Source organism: Aeromonas sp. QDB14 (assembly GCF_027707845.1).
In the GTDB taxonomy this organism is placed as follows: Bacteria; Pseudomonadota; Gammaproteobacteria; order Enterobacterales; family Aeromonadaceae; genus Aeromonas; species Aeromonas caviae.
Genome location: NZ_JAPCJD010000083.1, coordinates 1 through 18,128 on the forward strand (window position 1 = coordinate 1; position 18,128 = coordinate 18,128).

The 18,128-nt window shown below is 63.3% G+C and carries 17 protein-coding genes and 2 tRNA genes; 12 read left to right on the forward strand and 7 right to left on the reverse strand.

The window, feature by feature from the left end:
- Positions 1–136 precede the first annotated feature (136 nt).
- Positions 137–610 (reverse strand): DUF1097 domain-containing protein, encoded by a 474-nt coding sequence (locus PG887_RS19110; RefSeq protein ID WP_039039614.1) that lies wholly within the window; start codon positions 608–610, stop codon positions 137–139.
- Between the two features lie 371 nt (positions 611–981).
- Between PG887_RS19110 and msrP the strand changes: the two genes are divergently transcribed.
- Positions 982–1,992, forward strand: a complete 1,011-nt coding sequence (gene msrP / locus PG887_RS19115; protein WP_210538282.1) for a protein-methionine-sulfoxide reductase catalytic subunit MsrP — start codon at positions 982–984, stop codon at positions 1,990–1,992.
- Positions 1,993–2,083: 91 nt separating this feature from the next.
- Entirely contained in the window at positions 2,084–2,737 is a 654-nt protein-coding gene (locus PG887_RS19120) for a protein-methionine-sulfoxide reductase heme-binding subunit MsrQ (RefSeq protein WP_270822613.1), read from the forward strand.
- A 10-nt stretch (positions 2,738–2,747) separates the two neighbouring features.
- Here the strand turns inward: PG887_RS19120 and PG887_RS19125 are convergent, their stop codons facing one another.
- Positions 2,748–2,996: a PepSY domain-containing protein gene (locus PG887_RS19125; RefSeq protein WP_010675973.1), complete on the reverse strand. Its 249-nt coding sequence runs from the start codon at positions 2,994–2,996 to the stop codon at positions 2,748–2,750.
- Positions 2,997–3,059: 63 nt separating this feature from the next.
- Between PG887_RS19125 and PG887_RS19130 the strand changes: the two genes are divergently transcribed.
- The 4 genes from PG887_RS19130 to PG887_RS19145 all read left to right on the forward strand — a co-directional run bounded on the left by PG887_RS19130 (position 3,060) and on the right by PG887_RS19145 (position 6,077).
- Positions 3,060–3,392 (forward strand): PepSY domain-containing protein, encoded by a 333-nt coding sequence (locus tag PG887_RS19130; protein ID WP_010675972.1) that lies wholly within the window; start codon positions 3,060–3,062, stop codon positions 3,390–3,392.
- Between the two features lie 87 nt (positions 3,393–3,479).
- Entirely contained in the window at positions 3,480–4,136 is a 657-nt protein-coding gene (locus PG887_RS19135; RefSeq protein ID WP_005332666.1) for a response regulator transcription factor, read from the forward strand.
- Positions 4,137–4,167: 31 nt separating this feature from the next.
- Positions 4,168–5,514 carry a sensor histidine kinase gene (locus PG887_RS19140; RefSeq protein WP_010675971.1) on the forward strand — a complete coding sequence of 449 codons (1,347 nt, stop codon included), beginning with the start codon at positions 4,168–4,170 and terminating at the stop codon, positions 5,512–5,514.
- 101 nt (positions 5,515–5,615) lie between these two features.
- On the forward strand, positions 5,616–6,077 hold the full coding sequence (locus PG887_RS19145) for a hypothetical protein (protein WP_010675970.1): 462 nt from the start codon (positions 5,616–5,618) through the stop codon (positions 6,075–6,077).
- A gap of 148 nt (positions 6,078–6,225) precedes the next feature.
- On the opposite strand, the gene torA is transcribed toward PG887_RS19145, so the two are convergent.
- Together torA and PG887_RS19155 are read right to left on the reverse strand one after the other, a co-directional pair.
- Positions 6,226–8,706: a trimethylamine-N-oxide reductase TorA gene (gene torA, locus PG887_RS19150; protein ID WP_270822614.1), complete on the reverse strand. Its 2,481-nt coding sequence runs from the start codon at positions 8,704–8,706 to the stop codon at positions 6,226–6,228.
- 22 nt (positions 8,707–8,728) lie between these two features.
- The gene (locus PG887_RS19155) at positions 8,729–9,859 is read right to left on the reverse strand and encodes a NapC/NirT family cytochrome c (RefSeq protein ID WP_143236951.1); all 1,131 of its coding nucleotides are present in this window, start codon (positions 9,857–9,859) and stop codon (positions 8,729–8,731) included.
- A 299-nt stretch (positions 9,860–10,158) separates the two neighbouring features.
- On the opposite strand from PG887_RS19155, the gene PG887_RS19160 reads away from it, so the two are divergent.
- The gene (locus PG887_RS19160) at positions 10,159–12,156 is read left to right on the forward strand and encodes a DNA topoisomerase III (RefSeq protein WP_270822615.1); all 1,998 of its coding nucleotides are present in this window, start codon (positions 10,159–10,161) and stop codon (positions 12,154–12,156) included.
- Between the two features lie 68 nt (positions 12,157–12,224).
- On the opposite strand, the gene PG887_RS19165 is transcribed toward PG887_RS19160, so the two are convergent.
- Complete coding sequence (locus PG887_RS19165; RefSeq protein ID WP_270822617.1) at positions 12,225–13,580, reverse strand: TrkH family potassium uptake protein; 1,356 nt, start codon at positions 13,578–13,580, stop codon at positions 12,225–12,227.
- Positions 13,577–14,230, reverse strand: a complete 654-nt coding sequence (locus PG887_RS19170) for a potassium channel family protein (RefSeq protein ID WP_010675965.1) — start codon at positions 14,228–14,230, stop codon at positions 13,577–13,579. Before PG887_RS19170 ends, PG887_RS19165 begins: the two co-directional genes overlap by 4 nt.
- A gap of 125 nt (positions 14,231–14,355) precedes the next feature.
- On the opposite strand from PG887_RS19170, the gene murB reads away from it, so the two are divergent.
- The gene (gene murB, locus PG887_RS19175) at positions 14,356–15,393 is read left to right on the forward strand and encodes a UDP-N-acetylmuramate dehydrogenase (protein ID WP_143236953.1); all 1,038 of its coding nucleotides are present in this window, start codon (positions 14,356–14,358) and stop codon (positions 15,391–15,393) included.
- Positions 15,390–16,355: a bifunctional biotin--[acetyl-CoA-carboxylase] ligase/biotin operon repressor BirA gene (birA, locus tag PG887_RS19180; RefSeq protein ID WP_270822619.1), complete on the forward strand. Its 966-nt coding sequence runs from the start codon at positions 15,390–15,392 to the stop codon at positions 16,353–16,355. The genes murB and birA overlap by 4 nt, the downstream gene beginning before the upstream one ends.
- 76 nt (positions 16,356–16,431) lie before the next feature.
- Here the strand turns inward: birA and coaA are convergent, their stop codons facing one another.
- Positions 16,432–17,370 carry a type I pantothenate kinase gene (gene coaA, locus PG887_RS19185; protein WP_029314861.1) on the reverse strand — a complete coding sequence of 313 codons (939 nt, stop codon included), beginning with the start codon at positions 17,368–17,370 and terminating at the stop codon, positions 16,432–16,434.
- A gap of 263 nt (positions 17,371–17,633) precedes the next feature.
- Between coaA and PG887_RS19190 the strand changes: the two genes are divergently transcribed.
- From PG887_RS19190 to PG887_RS19200, 3 genes are all read left to right on the forward strand, one after another.
- Positions 17,634–17,718: transfer RNA gene (locus PG887_RS19190), tRNA-Tyr, on the forward strand.
- A 38-nt stretch (positions 17,719–17,756) separates the two neighbouring features.
- Positions 17,757–17,831, forward strand: a tRNA-Gly gene (locus PG887_RS19195).
- A 172-nt stretch (positions 17,832–18,003) separates the two neighbouring features.
- A partial coding sequence (locus tag PG887_RS19200) for a GTP-binding protein (RefSeq protein WP_234887766.1) occupies positions 18,004–18,128 on the forward strand: 125 nt, incomplete at its 3' end.

Consider the following 18,128-nt stretch of genomic DNA (forward strand, 5'->3'; position numbering starts at 1 on the left):
CCCCCCCCCCCCCCCCCCCCCCCCCCCCCCCCCCCCCCCCCCCCCCCCCCCCCCCGCCCCCCCCCCCGCCCCCCCCCCCCCCCCCCCCCCCCCCCCCCCCCTCTGGTTTCCGACCGAATCGGTTACCTTGTCAGCCTCAGGCCGGGTCGCTGACACCGTCGGTGGAGAGAGTCTTCTGGGAGAGCCAGAGGCCGCTCGCCTTCATCAGATAGCCAAACAGGGCGCCGATGATGAGGGAGGGCAGAATGAGCCGCCACTCGCCTGCGGCGCCGAAGGTGGCACAGCAACCGGCGAAGGTGCCGGGAATGTAGGCGAGCCACTGCTGCCTGGCCTGCACGCACATCAGGGTGGCCACCACCCCTGTCATCAGATAACCCGCCATGCCGGCCCCCCACCAGGTCTCCCCGTGGATCAGCAGGAGTGCCCACAGCATGCCGGTGGTGTTGCACAGCAGGGTCTGCAACAGCGCCTTGTAACCGCCACTCGAGGCGAAGTAGCTGGTGCAGCCGAGGAAGCCGACCCAGGAGATGAGACCGAGTGCGGCGGCCAGTCCACCCCAGACGGCGGAGAGGATCCCGGTCGTGATGGCGATGGCGAACAGTGGGCTCATGGCGTGACTCTCAGTGGTTGAATCCGGAAAAGGAGGCAGCCTACTCCGCGGTAGAGCGGCAGCAAGCGGGGGCCGGATTGTGTGTGATCCCGATCACTCTTTGCAACTCTGGAATACGCTTGCGCTCGCGAAAAAAATTCATTGGAGGCGCCGCAGACCTTGTTCCATAGTTAGAGGCCCTGTCCTGCTCATGGAGTGAGTCTGATGGTGCCAAACGTGATCGTTCCTCTGCTGGTGTTCGTAGTGCTCTTCCTGGCCGGTACCATGGCCAAGGCACTGCCCCTTTACCAACTCATGTAATTCTGTGTGAAATAAAACTCGGCCGGGGCGGGTCTTATGGTTGTCAACCTCATCGTCCCGGGAGTTTTTTCATGTTGATCAAGCGCCGTACTTCTCATCACCCCACCGAACAGGATGTCACGCCGGAAACCGTCTATCAGGATCGTCGCCGCATCCTGAAAGGGCTGGGCCTGGGCGTCGGTGCCGCCACCCTGGCGTTTCCGGTGAAGGCCAGCCTGCTGGATCTCTTCGCATCGGACAAGCCGGCCCCCGTGGCCCCCACCAGACCCCTCGACATCCGTGCCGCGACCCGGCCAGAGGGATTGATCCTCACCCCGGAGGAGAAGGCCACCACCCACAACAATTTCTACGAGCTGGGGACCGACAAGGGGGACCCGGCCCGCAACGGCCATTACCTCAAGCCCGAGCCCTGGACCCTGAAGGTGGAAGGGGAGGTAGCCAAACCCTTCACCCTGGATGTGTGGGATCTCATCAACAAGAGCACGCTGGAGGAGCGCATCTATCGGCTGCGCTGCGTGGAGGCCTGGTCCATGGTGCTGCCCTGGAGCGGCATTGCGCTGGCGGATCTGATCCGCCGTGCCGAACCCACCAGTCGCGCCAAGTTCGTGGCCTTCGAGACGCTCTATGATCCGGAACAGTTACCGGGGCAGGCCTCCCGTGCCCTGGGGGGCGGCATCGATTATCCCTATGTGGAGGGCTTGCGCCTCGACGAGGCCATGCACCCCCTCTCCTTCCTCGCCATGGGGCTCTATGGCAAGACCCTGCCCGCCCAGAACGGGGCTCCCATCCGGCTGGTGGTGCCCTGGAAGTACGGCTTCAAGAGCATCAAGAGCATCGTCTCCATCCGCCTGGTGGAGGAGATGCCCCCCACCACCTGGAACCTGCTTGCGCCGAACGAATATGGCTTCTACGCCAACGTCAACCCGAGCGTGGATCACCCGCGCTGGAGCCAGGCGAGCGAGCGTTTCATCGGCGAGGGGGGCATTTTCGGGGCCAAGCGCCAGCCGACCCTGATGTTCAATGGCTACGGCGACGAGGTGGCGTCCCTCTATCAGGGGATGGATCTGCGTAAATGGTATTGAGACTGACGCTCTGCCCGACTGATCTCTTGCCCCCTTCTCCCCTGGTGGGAGAGGGGATGAGAAGCGGGAAAAACATGACGGGAACTGCAATATGACGCCGAGACTGAAAACAGCCCATATCAACGGCTTGCGGGCGCTGGTGCACCTTGGTTCGCTCGGCTTTCTGCTCTGGCTGGGCTATGCCGTGCCAGCCGGGCTGCTGGGGGGGGATCCGGTCCAGGGGCTGACCCATTACCTTGGCAAGGGGGCCCTTCACCTTCTGTTGCTGACCCTGCTGGTGTCGCCGCTCGCCAAGCGCTGGCGCCAGGGGCAGCTCATCAAGTTGCGCCGCCCCCTCGGGCTCTGGTGCACCACTTGGGCGTCCCTGCACTTCATGGTCTGGCTGGGGCTGGATTTGCAGTTCGACTGGGGGCTGATTGGCGGCGAGCTGGTCAAGCGCAGCTACATAGTGGTGGGCATGGTGGCGCTGCTGCTGTTGCTGGCGCTCGGCATCACCTCGATCCCGGCCCTGTTGCGTCGCATGGGGCCGGCCTGGCAGAAGCTGCACAACTGGATCTACGGGGTGGCTCTGCTGGTGCCGATACACTACTGGTGGTCGGTCAAGAGCGGGTGGCAGGAGCCCCTCATCTATCTGGTGCTGGCCTGCGCCCTGCTGTGGTCCCGTCGGGAAAAGCTGCTGCGCCCCTGGCGCAGGCGAGCACAAGTGGCCGGGAGGGGGGCGGCGCAACAGCCGTCACGCCCATAGCAAAAGAGGCCTATTCGGCCTCTTTTTTGGTGATCTCGCCGGTGTTGGCATCGACCTGCAACTGGACGCGCTGATCGTCGGCATTCAGGGTATCGACCTCGAATTTGTCCCCTTCCAGCTCCACTTCCCGAATGTCGTGATACCCTTGTGCCAGCAACAACTTGACCAGTCCGGCCATGTCGAGACGTGTCTGCGCCGCCCAGCCAAAGGTGGAAAAGAGGCACAAGATCAGCAGGATACTGCGTGGGATCATATTCATTCCGGATTCATGGCTGGCACACTATAAACGGCATTATGTTAGGTTTTGAGAGATGAATCACCCATGAATAGCGCGCTGCCCCTGCTTGGATTGCTGCTGCCGATGCTGGTTCAGGCGGCCCAGCCGAACGAGGCCTTGCTGCAACAGGCGGTCAGCGAGGGGCGGGTCCGCCCTTTTCATGAGTTGATGGAGGTGGCCTCCCGCCTGCCGGTGCGCGTGCTGCGCGTCGATCTGGGTGAGGAGGATGGCGTCTGGCTCTACGAGCTCAGGCTCATCGACGAGGAGAACAGCGTCATCAAGGTGGGCTATCGGGCTGACAATCTGGAGATGGTGTGGCTCAAGGGTCACCATCTGGAGCGCCTGTTCGCTCCGCGCCCGCCCCCGGAAGAGGAGTAACGGCGTGAGTCCGCGAACCTACCGTCATCCGGTTCGTCCCCCCAACCGTTGCCGGTGCCGGCACAACCCTGTTTTGGATACCCATGTATGCGCATTCTGATAGTTGAAGATGAAAAGATCCTCGCGGGCCAGCTGGCGGAACAGCTGCGTTTGTCCGGTTTCGTCACCGATCTCTGCCACGATGGCAACGAGGCGGGCTTTCTCGGCGAGACCGAACCCTATGACGCCATCATCTTGGATCTCGGCCTGCCCGGTCGCGACGGCCTGAGCGTACTGAAGGAGTGGCGCAGCAAGGGGATGGACACCCCGGTGCTGGTGCTGACCGCCCGTGGCCAGTTGCACGAGAAGATTGAAGGGCTCAACGCCGGGGCGGACGACTACCTCACCAAGCCCTTCCAGGTGGCGGAGCTGGTGGCCAGGGTGCAGGCGCTGGTGCGCCGGGCGGCGGGGAACGCCAGCTCCATCCTCGAGATCGGTGGCGTGCGTCTCGACATGGCGGCGTCCCAGGTATGGTACGAAGGAACCCCCATCAAGCTCACCGCCCACGAGTTCCGGGTGCTGGGCTACCTGATGCAGCACAGGGGCAAGGTGGTGTCCCGCAGCGAGCTGATCGACCACATCTATGCCCAGGATTTCGATCGCGACTCCAACACCGTGGAGGTGTTCATCGGCCGCATTCGCAAGAAGACCCACGCCGATCTCATCGAGACGGTGCGCGGCCTCGGCTACCGGATCAACGAATGACGCGACCGCAACCGATGGCGGGGTGGGTTGAATGAGGCTGGTACGCACCCTGCGAGGTCGGCTGGTGGTGATCGCCATGGTCTGGTGCGGTCTCTTCCTGTTCGCCACCGGCTTCAGCCTGCAGACCATGATGCGCAACTACTGGCAGGAGGCGGAGGCCGATGGCTTGCGCCTGCAGCTCTACGATCTGCTCTCCCGCCTCGAGATCCAGCCGGACGGCATGCCGGTGGTCACCGAGCCTATGGCCGACCCCCGTTATCGCCAGCCCTACTCCGGCTACTACTGGCAGCTGGAGCTGGGGGAGACGGTGGTCAGTCGCTCCCGCTCCCTGTGGGATGCCCATTTGAGCGCCCACGGCCTGAAGTCGGCCTTCGGCGATCCGGATCTCTTTGTCGGCAAGGGGCCCAACAAGGAGCCCCTGCTCATCATGACCCGTACCGTGCTGCTGCCGGGGTCTGATCGGGTCTTCACCCTGGTGATGGCCAAGGACAGCAGCGCCCTGACCCAGACCCTGAAGAAGACCCGCATCAGCCTGTTCCTCGGCCTCGGCTTCGCCGCCACCGGCCTGGTGCTCGGCTTCATGTTCCAGATCCTCTACGGCCTGCGCCCGCTGCACCTGCTGCGTCGCGAGCTGAGCCGCGTCCATCAGGGTCATCAGGAGGGATTCCGGCTGCGTTACCCCCTGGAGATCCAGCCGCTGGTGGAGGACATCAACCGCCTGCTGCACCACTATGGCGAGCTGCTGCAACGAGCCCGTTCCCACACCGGCAACCTGGCCCACGCCCTCAAGACGCCGCTCAGCATCATGCGCAACCAGGTGACCCAGCTGCCGCCGGAGGATCAGGCCGCCCTCGGCGAGCAGCTCGACCAGATCCAGCGCCACATCGACTATCACCTCGGCAAGGCGCGGGTGACCGGCGCCGCCAAGATCCTCGGGGTGTCGACCCCGGTGCGGGCCCGGGTGGAGTACATCTGCCGCGCCTTCTCCCGCCTCTATCCCGGCAAGACGGTGGACTTGCAGGTGCCGGTCAATCTAGCGGTCGGGGTGGAGGAGCAGGACTTCGACGAGATGGTGGGCAACCTGCTGGAGAACGCCTTCAAGTGGTCCGCCAGCGAGCTGCGCATCTCCAGCGCCGAGCTGGGGGGCTGGATCACCCTGCGCATCGAGGACGACGGTCCCGGCATGAGCGAGGATCAGATCGCCAAGGCGGTGCTGCGGGGGGTGCGCCTCGACGAGAAGGTGCCGGGCTCGGGCCTTGGCCTCAACATCGTCTCGGATCTCGCGGAAGCCTATCGCGGCAGCCTCATCATGGGGCGGGCCGAGCTGGGGGGGCTCGCCGCTTCCCTCTCCCTGCCCAAGGTGGCCAGGGTCGAGTGACGGAGCTCCCCGTCGGGGGCCCCTTTTGTGCCACCGTGCTGGCAAGGGTGCGGCACCCGGCATAAGATACGTCTCTTGTTTCAGGTGTAGGAAGGGTAGCAATGACTGACGATCCTTGGGCTTTGTGCCATCTCGATGATTCGTTCGATGCCTCGGTGCTGGGCACCAAGGGGGCCCAGATCCAGTGGTTCGAGGACAGGGATGCCCTGATCCAGTTCCTGCTGGAGGATTTTGTCGACCTGCTGGCCGACGTGGGCGAGCTGGACGAGGATCAGACCGAGAGCGCCCGCGAGCGCTTCACCCTGCTGGTGGAGCAGAGCCTGGATGATCGCACCCTGATGGATGCCATCAACGATCTCGCCTCCGGCCTGCGCCGTATTGCCTGGCTGGGGCCCCTCTCCGAACTGGCGGAGTTGAGCGACGATTTCGCAAGCGGGCTGCGTGCCTTCTTCTGGAGCCAGTATGACGGTGACGAGGATGACCCAGAGGCCTGGGTGCCGGAAGATCTCTGGCCCCAGCTGGTCGAGTGTGCGGAAGAATATATGGTTGAGGGCGACTTCTGATCCCCCTTGCCAGCACCCTGGCTGCAAGGCGGGTGGAGTATGCGGAAGAGCATATGGTTGAGGGTGACTTCTGATTCTGAACCACACCACAAACTGCGATAAGAAAACGGCGCCTTGATGGCGCCGTTTTTGTTGCTCAGTCCTCTACTCAGCCGTTGGCCGGTACCTCGTGCGCCGTGTTGGCGAGCACTGGCCCGATATACTTCTCTATCTGCAATTGGGCCATGTGGCCGCAGTTGCCCTGGGCCAGACTGGACGAGCCCTCGTCGAAGGTGAGGCAGTTGACGTTGCCGTTCTTGCAGATGCTGCCCGCTTCGCCCGGCTTGGCCGGGTCATACCAGGCCCCTTCGCAGATCCGCACCACGCCCTGACGCACATCTTCGGAGAGCAGGGTGCCCACCAGGATCTGGCCGCGCTCGTTGAAGGCCCGCACCAGATCGCCATCCTGGATGCCGCGCGCCTTGGCGTCGTCAGGATGGATCAGGATCGCTTCGCGGTCGGCGATGGCGAACTTGTCCCGCAGCGGGGTGTTGTCGAGCTGGGAGTGCAGCCGCTGGGTCGGGTGGGAGGTGTTGAGCGACAGCGGATAGCGCGCTGCCGTCTCGCTCTTCACCCACTCCTTGGGCTCATACCACTTGGGATGACCGGCGCAGTCGGCATAACCCATCCCCGCCACCGTGTTGGAGAAGATCTCGATCTTGCCGGACGGGGTACCGAGCGGGTTGAGCAGCGGGTTCTCGCGAAAATCGGCGTGACGGATCCACTGGCGGTTGGCTTCCGGGATCGGGAAGCGGATGTAGTTGTTGGACTCCCAGAACATGTTGAACGGCGGCAGCGCCACACGTGCGCCACGGGCCTGCGCCGCCATGCCGTCGTACATCTGCTTGAGCCACAGCATCTCGTCCTTCCCTTCGGTGTACTGCTCCTGCACGCCCAGCTTGGCGGCGATGGCGCTGAAGATGTCGAAGTCGTTGCGGGCTTCAAACTGGGGGGGCACGCACTGGTGCATGGGGAAGACGTAGCGCTGGGAGTAGTCGCCGCCCATCTCCAGATCGTTGCGCTCGTAGCTGGTGGTGACCGGCAGCACGATGTCGGCGTGTTTGGCGGTGGCGGTCCAGTAGGGCTCGTGGACGATCACGGTCTGGGGTTTGCGCCAGGCCTGCAGCAGGTTGTTGGTGTCCTGATGGTGGTGGAAGGGGTTGCCCCCCGCCACGTAGACCAGCTTGATGTCCGGATAGGTCACCTTGCGGCCGTTGAAGTCGATGGTCTTGCCCGGGTTGGCGAGGCAGTCGGCGATGCGGGCCACCGGGATGGGGGCCGGGCTGTTCTTCGGTGCGCTGCCAGCGGAGATGCCCGCCAGAATGCCGCCCTTGGCGGTGGGGCTGCCACCGGAGGAGTAGTGGTAACTGAAGCCGTAGCCGCCCCCCGGCAGGCCGATCTGGCCCAGCATGGCGGCCAGAGTGACCAGCATCCAGTTGGGCTGCTCCCCGTGGTGCTGACGCTGCATGCCCCAACCGGCCATGATCATGGTGCGCTTGGCGGCCATGTCGAGGGCCAGCTGGCGAATCACCTTGGCCTCGACGCCGCAGATGGCGCTCGCCCACTCGGCGCTCTTGGGCTGGCCGTCCTCCTTGCCGAGCAGGTAGGCGAGGAAGGTGTCGAAGCCCACGGTGTAGCGATCGAGGAAGGCCTGATCGTGCTTCTTCTCGCTGTAGAGGGTGTGGGCCACCCCCAGCATCATGGCCACGTCGGTGTAGGCGTTCGGGGCAATCCACTCGGCATTGGCCTGCTTGGCGGTCTCGTTGTAGACGGGGTCGATGCTGATGACCCGGGTGCCTTTCTCTTTCAGCGCCTTGAAGCCCGCTTGACCTTCGTGATCCGGCATGTTCCAGCTGTTCTTCAGGGTGACCTGGGCGTTGACCCCCCAGAGCACCACCAGTTCGGCGTGCTCCACCACGTTGGGCCAGGCGGTCTGCTGCTCGTACACCTCGATGGAGCCCATCACGTGGGACATGATCACCTGAGCCGCGCCGGTTGAGTAGTCACCGGCATAACCGGTGAAGCCGCCCGAGAGGTTCATCAGGCGGTGCAGCAGGGTGCGGCTGTTGTGGAACATGCCGACACTCTTCCAGCCGTAGGAACCGGCGTGGATCGCCTGCGGGCCGAAATCAGACTGGACGCGCTGGATCTCGCCGGCCACCAGGTCGATGGCCTTTTCCCAGCTCACCCGTACCCACTCGTCAGCACCGCGCAGCTCCGGTCTGGCGCCCGGGCCGTGCTCCAGCCAGCTTTTGCGCACCATGGGGTACTTGATGCGGTTCTTGGCGTGGACCTGGAACGGCGCCATGTCGATGAGGTCATTCGGTGCCGGATCGTCGGCCACAGGCTGGACCCGCACCATGCGGCCCTCGGAGACGATGGCCTCGAAGGCTCCCCAGTGGGCGCCGGTCAGGATGCCCTTCTGGGCGGGCACCAGGGTGGGGAACTGCTCAAGGGCCGTGCTGACGGCCTTGGCCAGGGCGCTTTTCGGGAAGAGACCAGCCAGCAGGGGCAAGGCGGCACAGGCCCCCAGCCCCTTGAGCAGAGTACGGCGGGAGAGGTTGGTCTGTTGGTCATTGAAAAAAGTCATGGGAGAGTCCTCTGTTCCTGCCTTAATGGGCCGCGCTCATGTCGCTGGCGTGTTTCTGCACGTATTGGGTGAGCATGCGCGCCTGCTCCGGGGTGAGGGAGGTACGAGACTCCATCCCCTTGATGACGCCGATCCACTGGTTGGCGTTGAAGTGATCCAGCGCGGTGAGGCCGTGACAGCCGGTGCAGTTGTTGGACATCAGGGTGGAGGCGTATTGCCACAGCTTGCCCTGGTCGCCGATGAGCTGGCTCTGGTCGACCCAGGCGGTCAGGCTGACCTGATGCCAGGTGAGGTTGGTGGCGCTGTCGGTTTCGCTCTTGCCGGTCACGAGGGCTTTTCTGGCGGCTTCGCCGACCAGCACGCTCAGGATCCGTTTGCCGGGGGCGGCGTAGAACACCTCGCTCACACCGTCCTGCTGCCAGCCGTCGATGCGCACCTGGGTGCGGCCGTTGTCGTTGGCCAGCACTTCCACCTGGGTGGAGGGCATCAGGGTGCCTTCGTCAGTCTTGGCGCCGGCATCCAGATAGAGCGGGGTGGTGGCAATGGCATAGCGGGTGGTGACGGTGGCCGGGGTCTGGGCGGCGGCTTGCGCCAGCTCGCTGGCACCGGCGGCAGCCAGGCCGCTCATGTCCGGCATGATGTGGGCAACGCCGCGGTGGCAGTCGATGCAGGTCTGACCCTCCTTGATGGCGACCGGGTGCTCGGCGCGGGCATTGGGGCGTTGGGCCAGGATGTCCATGGCGGCGTAGCTGTGGCAACTGCGACAGGTGGCGGAGTCATTGGCCTTGAGCTGATCCCACACGGTCTGGGCCATGCGCAGCTTGTGGGCCTCGTATTTCTCCGGGGTGTCGAGGGTGCCGATCGCCTCGTGATAGATGTCCTTCACGGCGCGGATCTTGGTCCAGAGATAGGCGGCGGGTTCACTGGGGATGTGGCAGTCGGCGCACTCGGCGCGGATCCCCTTCACGTTCTGGAAGTGGACGCTGCCCTGATATTCGGCGAGCGGGGTCTGCATGGAGTGGCAGGAGACGCAGAACTCGGTGGAGCTGGTCTTGTGCAGCACGGTGACGGTGACGCCCAGTGCGGCGATCCCCAGCAGGGCCCCGAGCAGCAGAAGCCAGAACCAGGTCTTTCTCAACAGTTTTCCAAGCATGGTGACGGTGTCCTTCGAATTCGGGTATTACCAATATAGTAGTAGTCCCAGGATTCAAAGGGTTGACCTCGGTCATGGTTTTTATTTCGTCATATAATTGATTTTTTGGTTTTGTTATTTGTTTTGACATGATTTATTGAATTTAAATCGCATTTTTCCCATACAGCGGGAGCGGGATGTGCTGTGGTGGGAGCGATGCCCAAGCCGGGGCGAGGAGGCAGTACGCCACCCCGGGGCTTGGGGTTTGTGGCGAGAGGATTGTATACTGTTCACATATACAGTATTCAGGTGTATCCATCATGCGACTCTTTATCGCCGAGAAACCCAGCCTTGGCCGCGCCATCGCCGATGTCCTCCCCAAACCTCACAAGAAGGGGGAGGGTTTCATCGAGACGGCGCAGGGAGACGTGGTGACCTGGTGCATCGGCCACCTGCTGGAGCAGGCCGAGCCCGATGCCTACGATGCCGCCTACAAGCAGTGGCGCATGGAATCCCTTCCCATTGTCCCGACCCAGTGGCAGCTGGTGGCCAAACCCAAGACCAAGGCCCAGCTGGCCGTCATCAAGGGGCTCATCAAGCAGGCGGACTGCGTGGTCAACGCCGGTGACCCGGACAGGGAAGGGCAACTGCTGGTGGACGAGGTGATCGACTTTCTCGGTTATCCCAAGACCAAACCGGTTCAGCGCTGCCTCATCAGCGATCTCAATCCCCCCGCCGTGCGCCGCGCCCTCGACAAGCTCAGGGACAACAAGGAGTTCGTGCCGCTGGCGGTGTCGGCGCTGGCCCGTAGCCGTGCCGACTGGCTCTATGGCATCAACATGACCCGGGCCTATACCCTGCTTGGCCGCAAGGGGGGCTGCAGCGAACTGCTGTCGGTGGGTCGGGTACAGACCCCCTTGCTCGGTCTGGTGGTGCGCCGGGATCTCGAGATCGAGGCCTTCGTTCCCAAGCCGTTCTACGAGGTGATGGCCCATCTGTTGACCCAGGGCAACGAACGCTTCACCGCCAGGTGGCTGCCATCGGAGGCCTGTCTGCCCTGGCAGGATGAGGAGGGACGGGTGCTCAACCGGGCGCTGGCCGCCAAGGTGGTGGAGCGGATCCAGGGGCAACCCGCCCGGGTGGAGGCGGTGGAGGAGCAGGCGCGCAAGCAGGCGGCGCCGCTCCCCTACAATCTTTCCAGCCTGCAGATCGACGCGGCCAAGCGCTTTGGCATGGATGCCAAGCGGGTGCTGGATATCTGCCAGAGCCTCTACGAGCGGCACAAGCTCATCACCTATCCCAGATCCGACAGCCGCCATCTGCCGAGCGAGCACTTCAACCGGGCCGGCCAGGTGCGGGAGGCCATCGCCAGCACGGCCTCTGCGCTGGCCAGGGCGGTCGCCGAAGCGGATGGCAGGATCCGCAGCAAGGCGTGGAACGACAGCAAGGTGGATGCCCACCACGCCATCATTCCCACCGAGAAGAGGGGGAACGAGGGGAGCCTGGGGGCCGACGAGGCGAAGCTTTACGGCCTGATTGCCCGCCAGTATCTGCTGCAGTTCTACCCACCGTTCGAGTACAACGACAGCAAGGTGTTGCTGCGCATCGCCGGAGGGCTGTTCCAGGCCAAGGCGCGCCGCATCCTCAAGGCGGGCTGGAAGGCGCTGCTCGGAGTGGAAGAGGATGACGAGGAGGAGGCGGGAACCCTGCCTTCCCTGAAAGAGGGGGAGGAACTGCTGTGCGAGCGGGGGGAACTGCTGGAGAAGATGACCCAGCCCCCCAAGCCGTTTACCGATGCCACCCTGCTGGCCGCGATGACCGGCATCGCCCGTTATGTGCAGGATCCCGAGATCCGCAAGACCCTGCGGGAGACCGATGGCCTCGGCACCGAGGCGACCCGGGCCGGGATCATCGATCTGCTGTTCAAGCGCCGCTTCCTGGTGCGCCAGGGCAAGAGCATCAAGGCCACCCCGACCGGGCGAGCCCTGGTCCAGGCGCTGCCCGCGACCGCCACGACACCGGACATGACGGCACTGTGGGAGCAGAGTCTGGGTCAGATCGCCGAACGTCACGGCAGCTACCAGCAGTTCATGGGGCCGCTCACCGAGCAGCTCAACGGCCTGATCGAGGGGGCGCGGCAGGATTCCGGCGCCAGCTTCAGCGCGCTGCCCAAGGCGGCGCCCGGTGACAGCAAGCCACGCTTTGCCCGCCGCAAGCGGACTGCGTCCACCGCCGCACGCCCCCGCACGAGCAAGAGTGCTGGCAAGAGTACGGGAAAGAGCTCTGGCAAGGGGACGACCAGGGGCAAGGCGGCCTGAGGCTGGCGCGCGCCGTGATCACATAGAAAAGAGGGGCCGGAGGCCCCTCTTTGTATGGATGGGATGGCTTACCCCGTGTAGACGCTCTCTTCCGGATAACGGATGCGGGTCTCCACCGGGCGGGCCAGCATGATCGCCAGGGTGAGGGGCCCCAGACGGCCGCAGATCATCACCAGCACCAGGATCAGTTTGCCCGGTTCGCTCAGAGAAGCGGTGATGCCGGTGGACAGTCCCACGGTGGCAAAGGCCGAGATGGTCTCGAACATGATCTTGTCGAATGATTGCGACTCCGTGAGCATCAGCAGGAACATCGCCAGCATCAGCACCATGGTACTGACGATGATGATGGCCAGGGAGCGGGTCACTATCTGGGGTGACAGGGTGCGGCCGAAGGCGGTGACATGGGGGCGTTTGGTCAGAAACGCCCGGGTCGCCAGCAGGACGACGGCAAAGGTGGTGACCTTGATACCGCCCCCGGTGGAGGTTGCCCCGGCACCGATGAACATCAGCATCATCATGAACAGCAGGGAGGCCGGTACCATCTGGCCGATATCCACCGTGTTGAAGCCCGCCGTGCGCGCGGTGGCCGACTGGAAGAAGGCTGCCAGCCACTGGCTCCCGAAGGAGGCGTTGCCCAGGGTGCCCGAGTTGTTGTGCTCCAGCAGCCAGAACATCAGGGTCCCCAGCAGCAGCAGGGCAGGGGTCATCAGCAGCATCAGCTTGCTGTGCAGTTTCAGCTTGCGCCAGCGGCGGTTGCGCACCAGGTCGACGATGACGGTGAAGCCTACCCCCCCCAGGATCAGCAGGGCCGGTATGGTCAGGCTGATGATGGGGTCATCCCGGTAGTCCATGAGGTTGTTGGCAAAAAGCGAGAAGCCGGCGTTGTTGAAAGCCGACACCGCGTGGAAGAAGCTGACGTAGAGGCCGTGGCCCCAGCCCATGTCGGGCACCCAGCGAATGGCCATGATGGCGGTGCCGATCAGCTGGGCAATCAGGGCGAACAGGACGATGCGTTTCACCAGCTGGACGATGTTGACGGATCCCTCCTGGCCCAGTGCCTCCTTGGCCAGCACCTGCTGGCGCAGCCCGACCCGCTTGCTGAACATGGCGATGAGCAGCAGTGTCATGGTCATCTGGCCGAGACCACCAATCTCCATCAATATCAACAGGATGATCTGCCCCTGCAGGGTGAAGGCGGTGCCGGTATCCACCACCCCGAGGCCGGTCACGCTGATAGCGGAGGTGGCGGTGAACAGGGCGTTGATGACGGTGACCTCACCCTTGTGGCTGGAGGGCTGGACCAGAAACAGGGTGCCAACCAGCAGGATGATGAGGAAACTGCCCAGGATGAGCTTGGCCTCGCTCCAGCGGGAGTTGTCTTCCCGATGCAGGGTGAAGGCGTAGTTGCTGCGCCAGTTGATCATAGGGTGTCGAGCCAGTGATCGATGGCGTGCTTGTTGCCGGCCAGGATCAGGATGTCACCGAGTTGCAGCTCCATCTTGCCGGTCAGGACGTTGTGCAGCACCTCACCCCGCTTGATGGCCAACAGCTGGAAATCGCTTTGCTGCAGCAGGCGCAAGTCGGCCAGGGTGCGGGTGTTTTGCTGCAAGCCGATCACGAACTCGGTCAGCACCATGTCGTGACCCAGCTCCAGGTAGTCGAACAGCCGGTTGTCCAGCATGCTCTGGGCCACCCGGCGGCCCATGTCCCACTCCGGGTTGATCACCTTGTCCGCGCCCACCTTCTGCAGGATCTTGGCGTGGAACTTGTCGCGGGCCTTGACCCAGACCTTCTTCACGCCCGCCTCTTTCAGCACCAGCGTGGTCAGGATGCTGGTCTCCAGGTTGTCGCCGATGGCGACAAAGACGATGTCGAAATTCGCCAGGCCCAGTTCGGCGACCGTGGCCTCGTCGGTGGCATCGGCCACGATGACGTGGTTGCAGAGGGTGGCTATCTGGCGGGTCTTGCTCTCGTCGATGTCGATGGCCAGTACCTCGGCATTCTGGCGCTGCAACTCTTCGCACAAGGCGCTGCCAAACAGGCCCAGGCCGATGACGGCGAATTGATTGTTCATGCATGCTTCCTCAGCGGGATGAAGGGGTTACTCTACTCCAGAGCCCTGAGTCCGAAAAGTGTCCGGGTTTTTTGTCCCGGGGGATCTGGGGTAAACTGCGCCCTTGTCCTTGTCGGAACACACAGATGAAACTCACCCCCCACGCCTCTCTGTCGACCCTCAACACTCTGGGTCTGGACGCACACTGCCTCTGGCTGGCCGATGTGACCCGGCCGGATGATCTCGCGCAACTGCGGACCAACCCGGAGTTGGCCACCTTGCCGCGCCTGGTGCTGGGAGGAGGAAGCAACATCCTGTTCTGCGATGACTTTGCCGGTCTGGTGGTCCACAACGGCCTGAAAGGGATCACGCTGCACGAGGAGTCCGAGCACTGGCTGCTACACGTGGCGGCAGGTGAAAACTGGCACGAGCTGGTATGTCACGCCCTGCAACAGGGCTGGCACGGGCTGGAGAATCTGGCACTCATTCCCGGGACGGTCGGGGCGGCCCCGGTACAGAACATCGGTGCCTACGGGGTCGAGCTGGCCAGCGTCTGTGCCTACGTGGAGGCGTTCAACTGGCAGAGTGGCGAGGTTGAGCGCATCGCGGCGGCCGACTGCCGGTTCGGTTACCGTGACAGCATCTTCAAGCACGACTATCAGGACTCCCACTTCATCATCGCCGTCGGTCTGCGCCTGCCCAAGGCATGGCGCCCGGTCGCCGGCTATGGCCCGCTGGCGGCGCTGGGGGATGCCCCTTCGCCACAGGCCATTTTCGACACCGTCTGTGCCACCCGCATGGCCAAGCTGCCGGATCCGGCGGTGCTGGGCAACGCGGGCAGTTTCTTCAAAAACCCTGTGGTGCCCGCCGCCCTGGCCGAGACCCTGAAACAGCAATACCCGCAGATGCCCTGCTACCCTGCGGCAGAAGGGCAGGCCAAGCTGGCGGCTGGCTGGCTCATCGATCAGTGCGGTCTCAAGGGGTTTGCCATCGGTCGTGCCGCCGTCCATCAGGAGCAGGCGCTGGTGCTGGTCAATCTGGGGGGCGCCAGCGCCATGGAGCTCATCGCGCTGGCGGCCCATGTCCGCGACAGCGTGGAGCACCAGTTCGGTGTGGTGCTGGAACACGAGGTGCGCTTCATGGGGCGCAGCGGTGAAACCTGGCTCGACGAGGTACTGGCATGACCCTGACCCCCGTCAGACAGACCCTGATCACCCTGCTCAGCGACGGCCAGTTTCATTCCGGCGAGCAGCTGGGCGAGCGCCTTGGCATCAGCCGGGCGGCGGTGAGCAAGCACATGGCCGCGCTCAAGGATCTGGGGCTGGATCTCTTCAGCCTGACCGGCAAGGGCTATCGGCTGGCGGTGCCCATGGCCCTCTATGACGAGGGGTGGCTGCAGGCAGAGGCACCGATGGCACCGGTGCACTGCTTCCCTGTCATCGACTCCACCAACCAGTACCTGCTGGAGCGGGTCAACACCCTGAGCTCCGGCGAAAGCTGTCTGGCCGAGTGCCAGACCGCCGGGCGGGGACGTCGTGGCAAACCCTGGGTTTCTCCCTTCGGTTGCCAGCTGATCCTGAGCATGTACTGGCGGCTTGAGCAGGGCATGGCGGCCGCCATGGGGCTGAGTCTCGCGGTCGGCGTGGCGGTGGTCGAGGCACTGGAGTCCCTCGGTTATCCCGGGGTGGAGCTCAAGTGGCCGAACGACCTCTATTACCAGGGCCGCAAGCTGGCGGGCATCCTGGTGGAGATGAGCGGCAGTGCGGGTGCCAGCTGCCATCTGGTGATCGGGGTCGGCCTCAATCTGGCGATGCCGAGTCGGGAGGGGGAGAAGATCGATCAGGCCTGGTCCGAGCTGCGCCATATCCAGCCCGAGCTGGTGGATCGCAACGAGCTGGCCGCCTGCGTGCTGCTGCACCTGCAGCAGGCCATGCAGACCTTCGAACAGACGGGGCTGGCGAGTTTCGTCGAGAGCTGGAACCGGCTCGACCACTTCGCCGGCCAGCCGGTGAAGCTGCTGATGGGAGAGCAGGTGATCCGCGGGATTGCCCGGGGGATCGACGAACGCGGAGCCCTGCGTCTGGAGACGGAAGAGGGGCTCAAGTTCTATCTGGGAGGGGAACTCTCCCTGCGGCGGGGGGACTGAACCCATACGCTCATGACGACTGAATGAAAGAGGGGGCCTGCGGGCCCCCTCTTTCATGTATGCACTGCGACAGTGGTCACTTGCGCAGCTTGATCTGCTCGATGGCGTGCTCGTTGCCCTTGGTGAGGATGAGGTTGGCCCGCTCCCGGGTCGGCAAGATGTTCTCTTGCAGGTTCAGGTAGTTGATATCCTGCCAGATGTTGTTGGCGATCTCGGTCGCCTCGCTCTCGGCCAGCTTGGCGTAGTGGTGGAAATAGGAGTCGGGATCCGAGAAGGCGCCGCTGCGGAATTTGAGAAAACGATCGATGTACCAGGTGCGCAGCAGCTCGGCGTCAGCATCCACATAGATGGAGAAGTCGACGAAGTCCGACACGAACACGCGATGAGGGTCCTGGGGATAGTCCATGCCGCTTTGCAGCACATTGAGCCCTTCCAGGATCAGGATGTCCGGCTGCTCCACCACCTTCTTCTCGTCGGGCAGGATGTCATAGATGAGGTGGGAGTAGACGGGGGCCTCGACCTTCTCGTGGCCGGCGCGGATATTGGCGACAAACTCCACCAGATGGCGGATGTCATAAGACTCGGGGAACCCCTTGCGGCGCATCAGGCCACGGGCTTCCAGCTCCTTGTTGGGAAACAGGAAGCCGTCGGTGGTGACCAGCTCCACCCTGGGGTGCTCCGGCCAGCGCTCCAGCAGTGCCTGAAGGATACGGGCCGTGGTGCTCTTTCCCCCCGCCACGCTGCCGGCGATACTGATGATATAGGTGCCCTTGCCGCGGGACTGACCGAGAAACTGTTCCAACACCCGGCTGCGGCGCTGCTTGGCCTTGACGTAGAGATTGAGGAGACGGGAGAGGGGCAGATAGATCTCTTCCACTTCCCGCAATGACACCTTCTCGTTGATCCCGCGCAGGGTCTGCAGATCGTGCTCGGTCAGGGTCAGGGGGACCGCATCGCGCAATAACGCCCATTGTTCGCGGGTGAATTGCAAATAGGGGTTATGCTCTGTCGTCATGGTGTCATCACTGTTTCTTGGGCAGGGCGACCATACACCAAGGGATCGGGAGCGACAAGGGACGCGTCCGGTCGGGACGGAGAAGGAGCGTTTTTTTGCCTGGATCCCGGCATAAATGCACATTTTGCAAGGTGCAATGGTTGCATCCCCAAAATCCTTACCATAAAATGCGCGACGCTTGGATGTCTGTCGTCTATTTGCCCAGCAAAAGCGACAAAAACAACGGGTGCAAGCAGAATTACCGTTGTGGCATTTATGCAACTGGAGGGGTTCCCGAGCGGCCAAAGGGATCAGACTGTAAATCTGACGGCTCTGCCTTCGAAGGTTCGAATCCTTCTCCCTCCACCATATTTCTCTGCGGTTTGAGTTCTTTGGGTTAGAGAAATGCGGGCATCGTATAATGGCTATTACCTCAGCCTTCCAAGCTGATGATGCGGGTTCGATTCCCGCTGCCCGCTCCAAGATGCTGATATGGCTCAGGTAATTCTGAGAGCCACACCTTAGGGTGAGTTCGGCAATCGAACCAGCCTGTCAGCACCAACCTCTCTACTCCCCTTGATTCAAATCCATCATATAAACTGTTCTGTGGTTAGCTTGCCACCGCGTACTCAGCGTTAGTTTAGAGGGACGATCATGTCTAAAGAAAAATTTGAGCGTAATAAACCGCACGTTAACGTGGGTACCATCGGCCACGTTGACCACGGTAAAACCACCCTGACCGCCGCCATCACCAACGTGCTGGCCAAGCACTTCGGTGG

What these genes read in the sequence shown, in the direction of transcription:
- PG887_RS19135 (WP_005332666.1), top strand. Translation starts at nt 3,480, where the DNA reads ATGCGCATTCTGATAGTTGAAGATGAAAAGATCCTCGCGGGCCAGCTG.
- PG887_RS19160 (WP_270822615.1), top strand. Translation starts at nt 10,159, where the DNA reads ATGCGACTCTTTATCGCCGAGAAACCCAGCCTTGGCCGCGCCATCGCC.
- PG887_RS19120 (WP_270822613.1), top strand. Translation starts at nt 2,084, where the DNA reads ATGACGCCGAGACTGAAAACAGCCCATATCAACGGCTTGCGGGCGCTG.
- birA (WP_270822619.1), top strand. Translation starts at nt 15,390, where the DNA reads ATGACCCTGACCCCCGTCAGACAGACCCTGATCACCCTGCTCAGCGAC.
- PG887_RS19165 (WP_270822617.1), bottom strand. Translation starts at nt 13,580, where the DNA reads ATGATCAACTGGCGCAGCAACTACGCCTTCACCCTGCATCGGGAAGAC.
- PG887_RS19125 (WP_010675973.1), bottom strand. Translation starts at nt 2,996, where the DNA reads ATGAATATGATCCCACGCAGTATCCTGCTGATCTTGTGCCTCTTTTCC.
- torA (WP_270822614.1), bottom strand. Translation starts at nt 8,706, where the DNA reads ATGACTTTTTTCAATGACCAACAGACCAACCTCTCCCGCCGTACTCTG.
- coaA (WP_029314861.1), bottom strand. Translation starts at nt 17,370, where the DNA reads ATGACGACAGAGCATAACCCCTATTTGCAATTCACCCGCGAACAATGG.
- PG887_RS19145 (WP_010675970.1), top strand. Translation starts at nt 5,616, where the DNA reads ATGACTGACGATCCTTGGGCTTTGTGCCATCTCGATGATTCGTTCGAT.
- PG887_RS19155 (WP_143236951.1), bottom strand. Translation starts at nt 9,859, where the DNA reads ATGCTTGGAAAACTGTTGAGAAAGACCTGGTTCTGGCTTCTGCTGCTC.
- PG887_RS19110 (WP_039039614.1), bottom strand. Translation starts at nt 610, where the DNA reads ATGAGCCCACTGTTCGCCATCGCCATCACGACCGGGATCCTCTCCGCC.
- PG887_RS19170 (WP_010675965.1), bottom strand. Translation starts at nt 14,230, where the DNA reads ATGAACAATCAATTCGCCGTCATCGGCCTGGGCCTGTTTGGCAGCGCC.
- msrP (WP_210538282.1), top strand. Translation starts at nt 982, where the DNA reads ATGTTGATCAAGCGCCGTACTTCTCATCACCCCACCGAACAGGATGTC.
- PG887_RS19140 (WP_010675971.1), top strand. Translation starts at nt 4,168, where the DNA reads ATGAGGCTGGTACGCACCCTGCGAGGTCGGCTGGTGGTGATCGCCATG.
- PG887_RS19130 (WP_010675972.1), top strand. Translation starts at nt 3,060, where the DNA reads ATGAATAGCGCGCTGCCCCTGCTTGGATTGCTGCTGCCGATGCTGGTT.
- murB (WP_143236953.1), top strand. Translation starts at nt 14,356, where the DNA reads ATGAAACTCACCCCCCACGCCTCTCTGTCGACCCTCAACACTCTGGGT.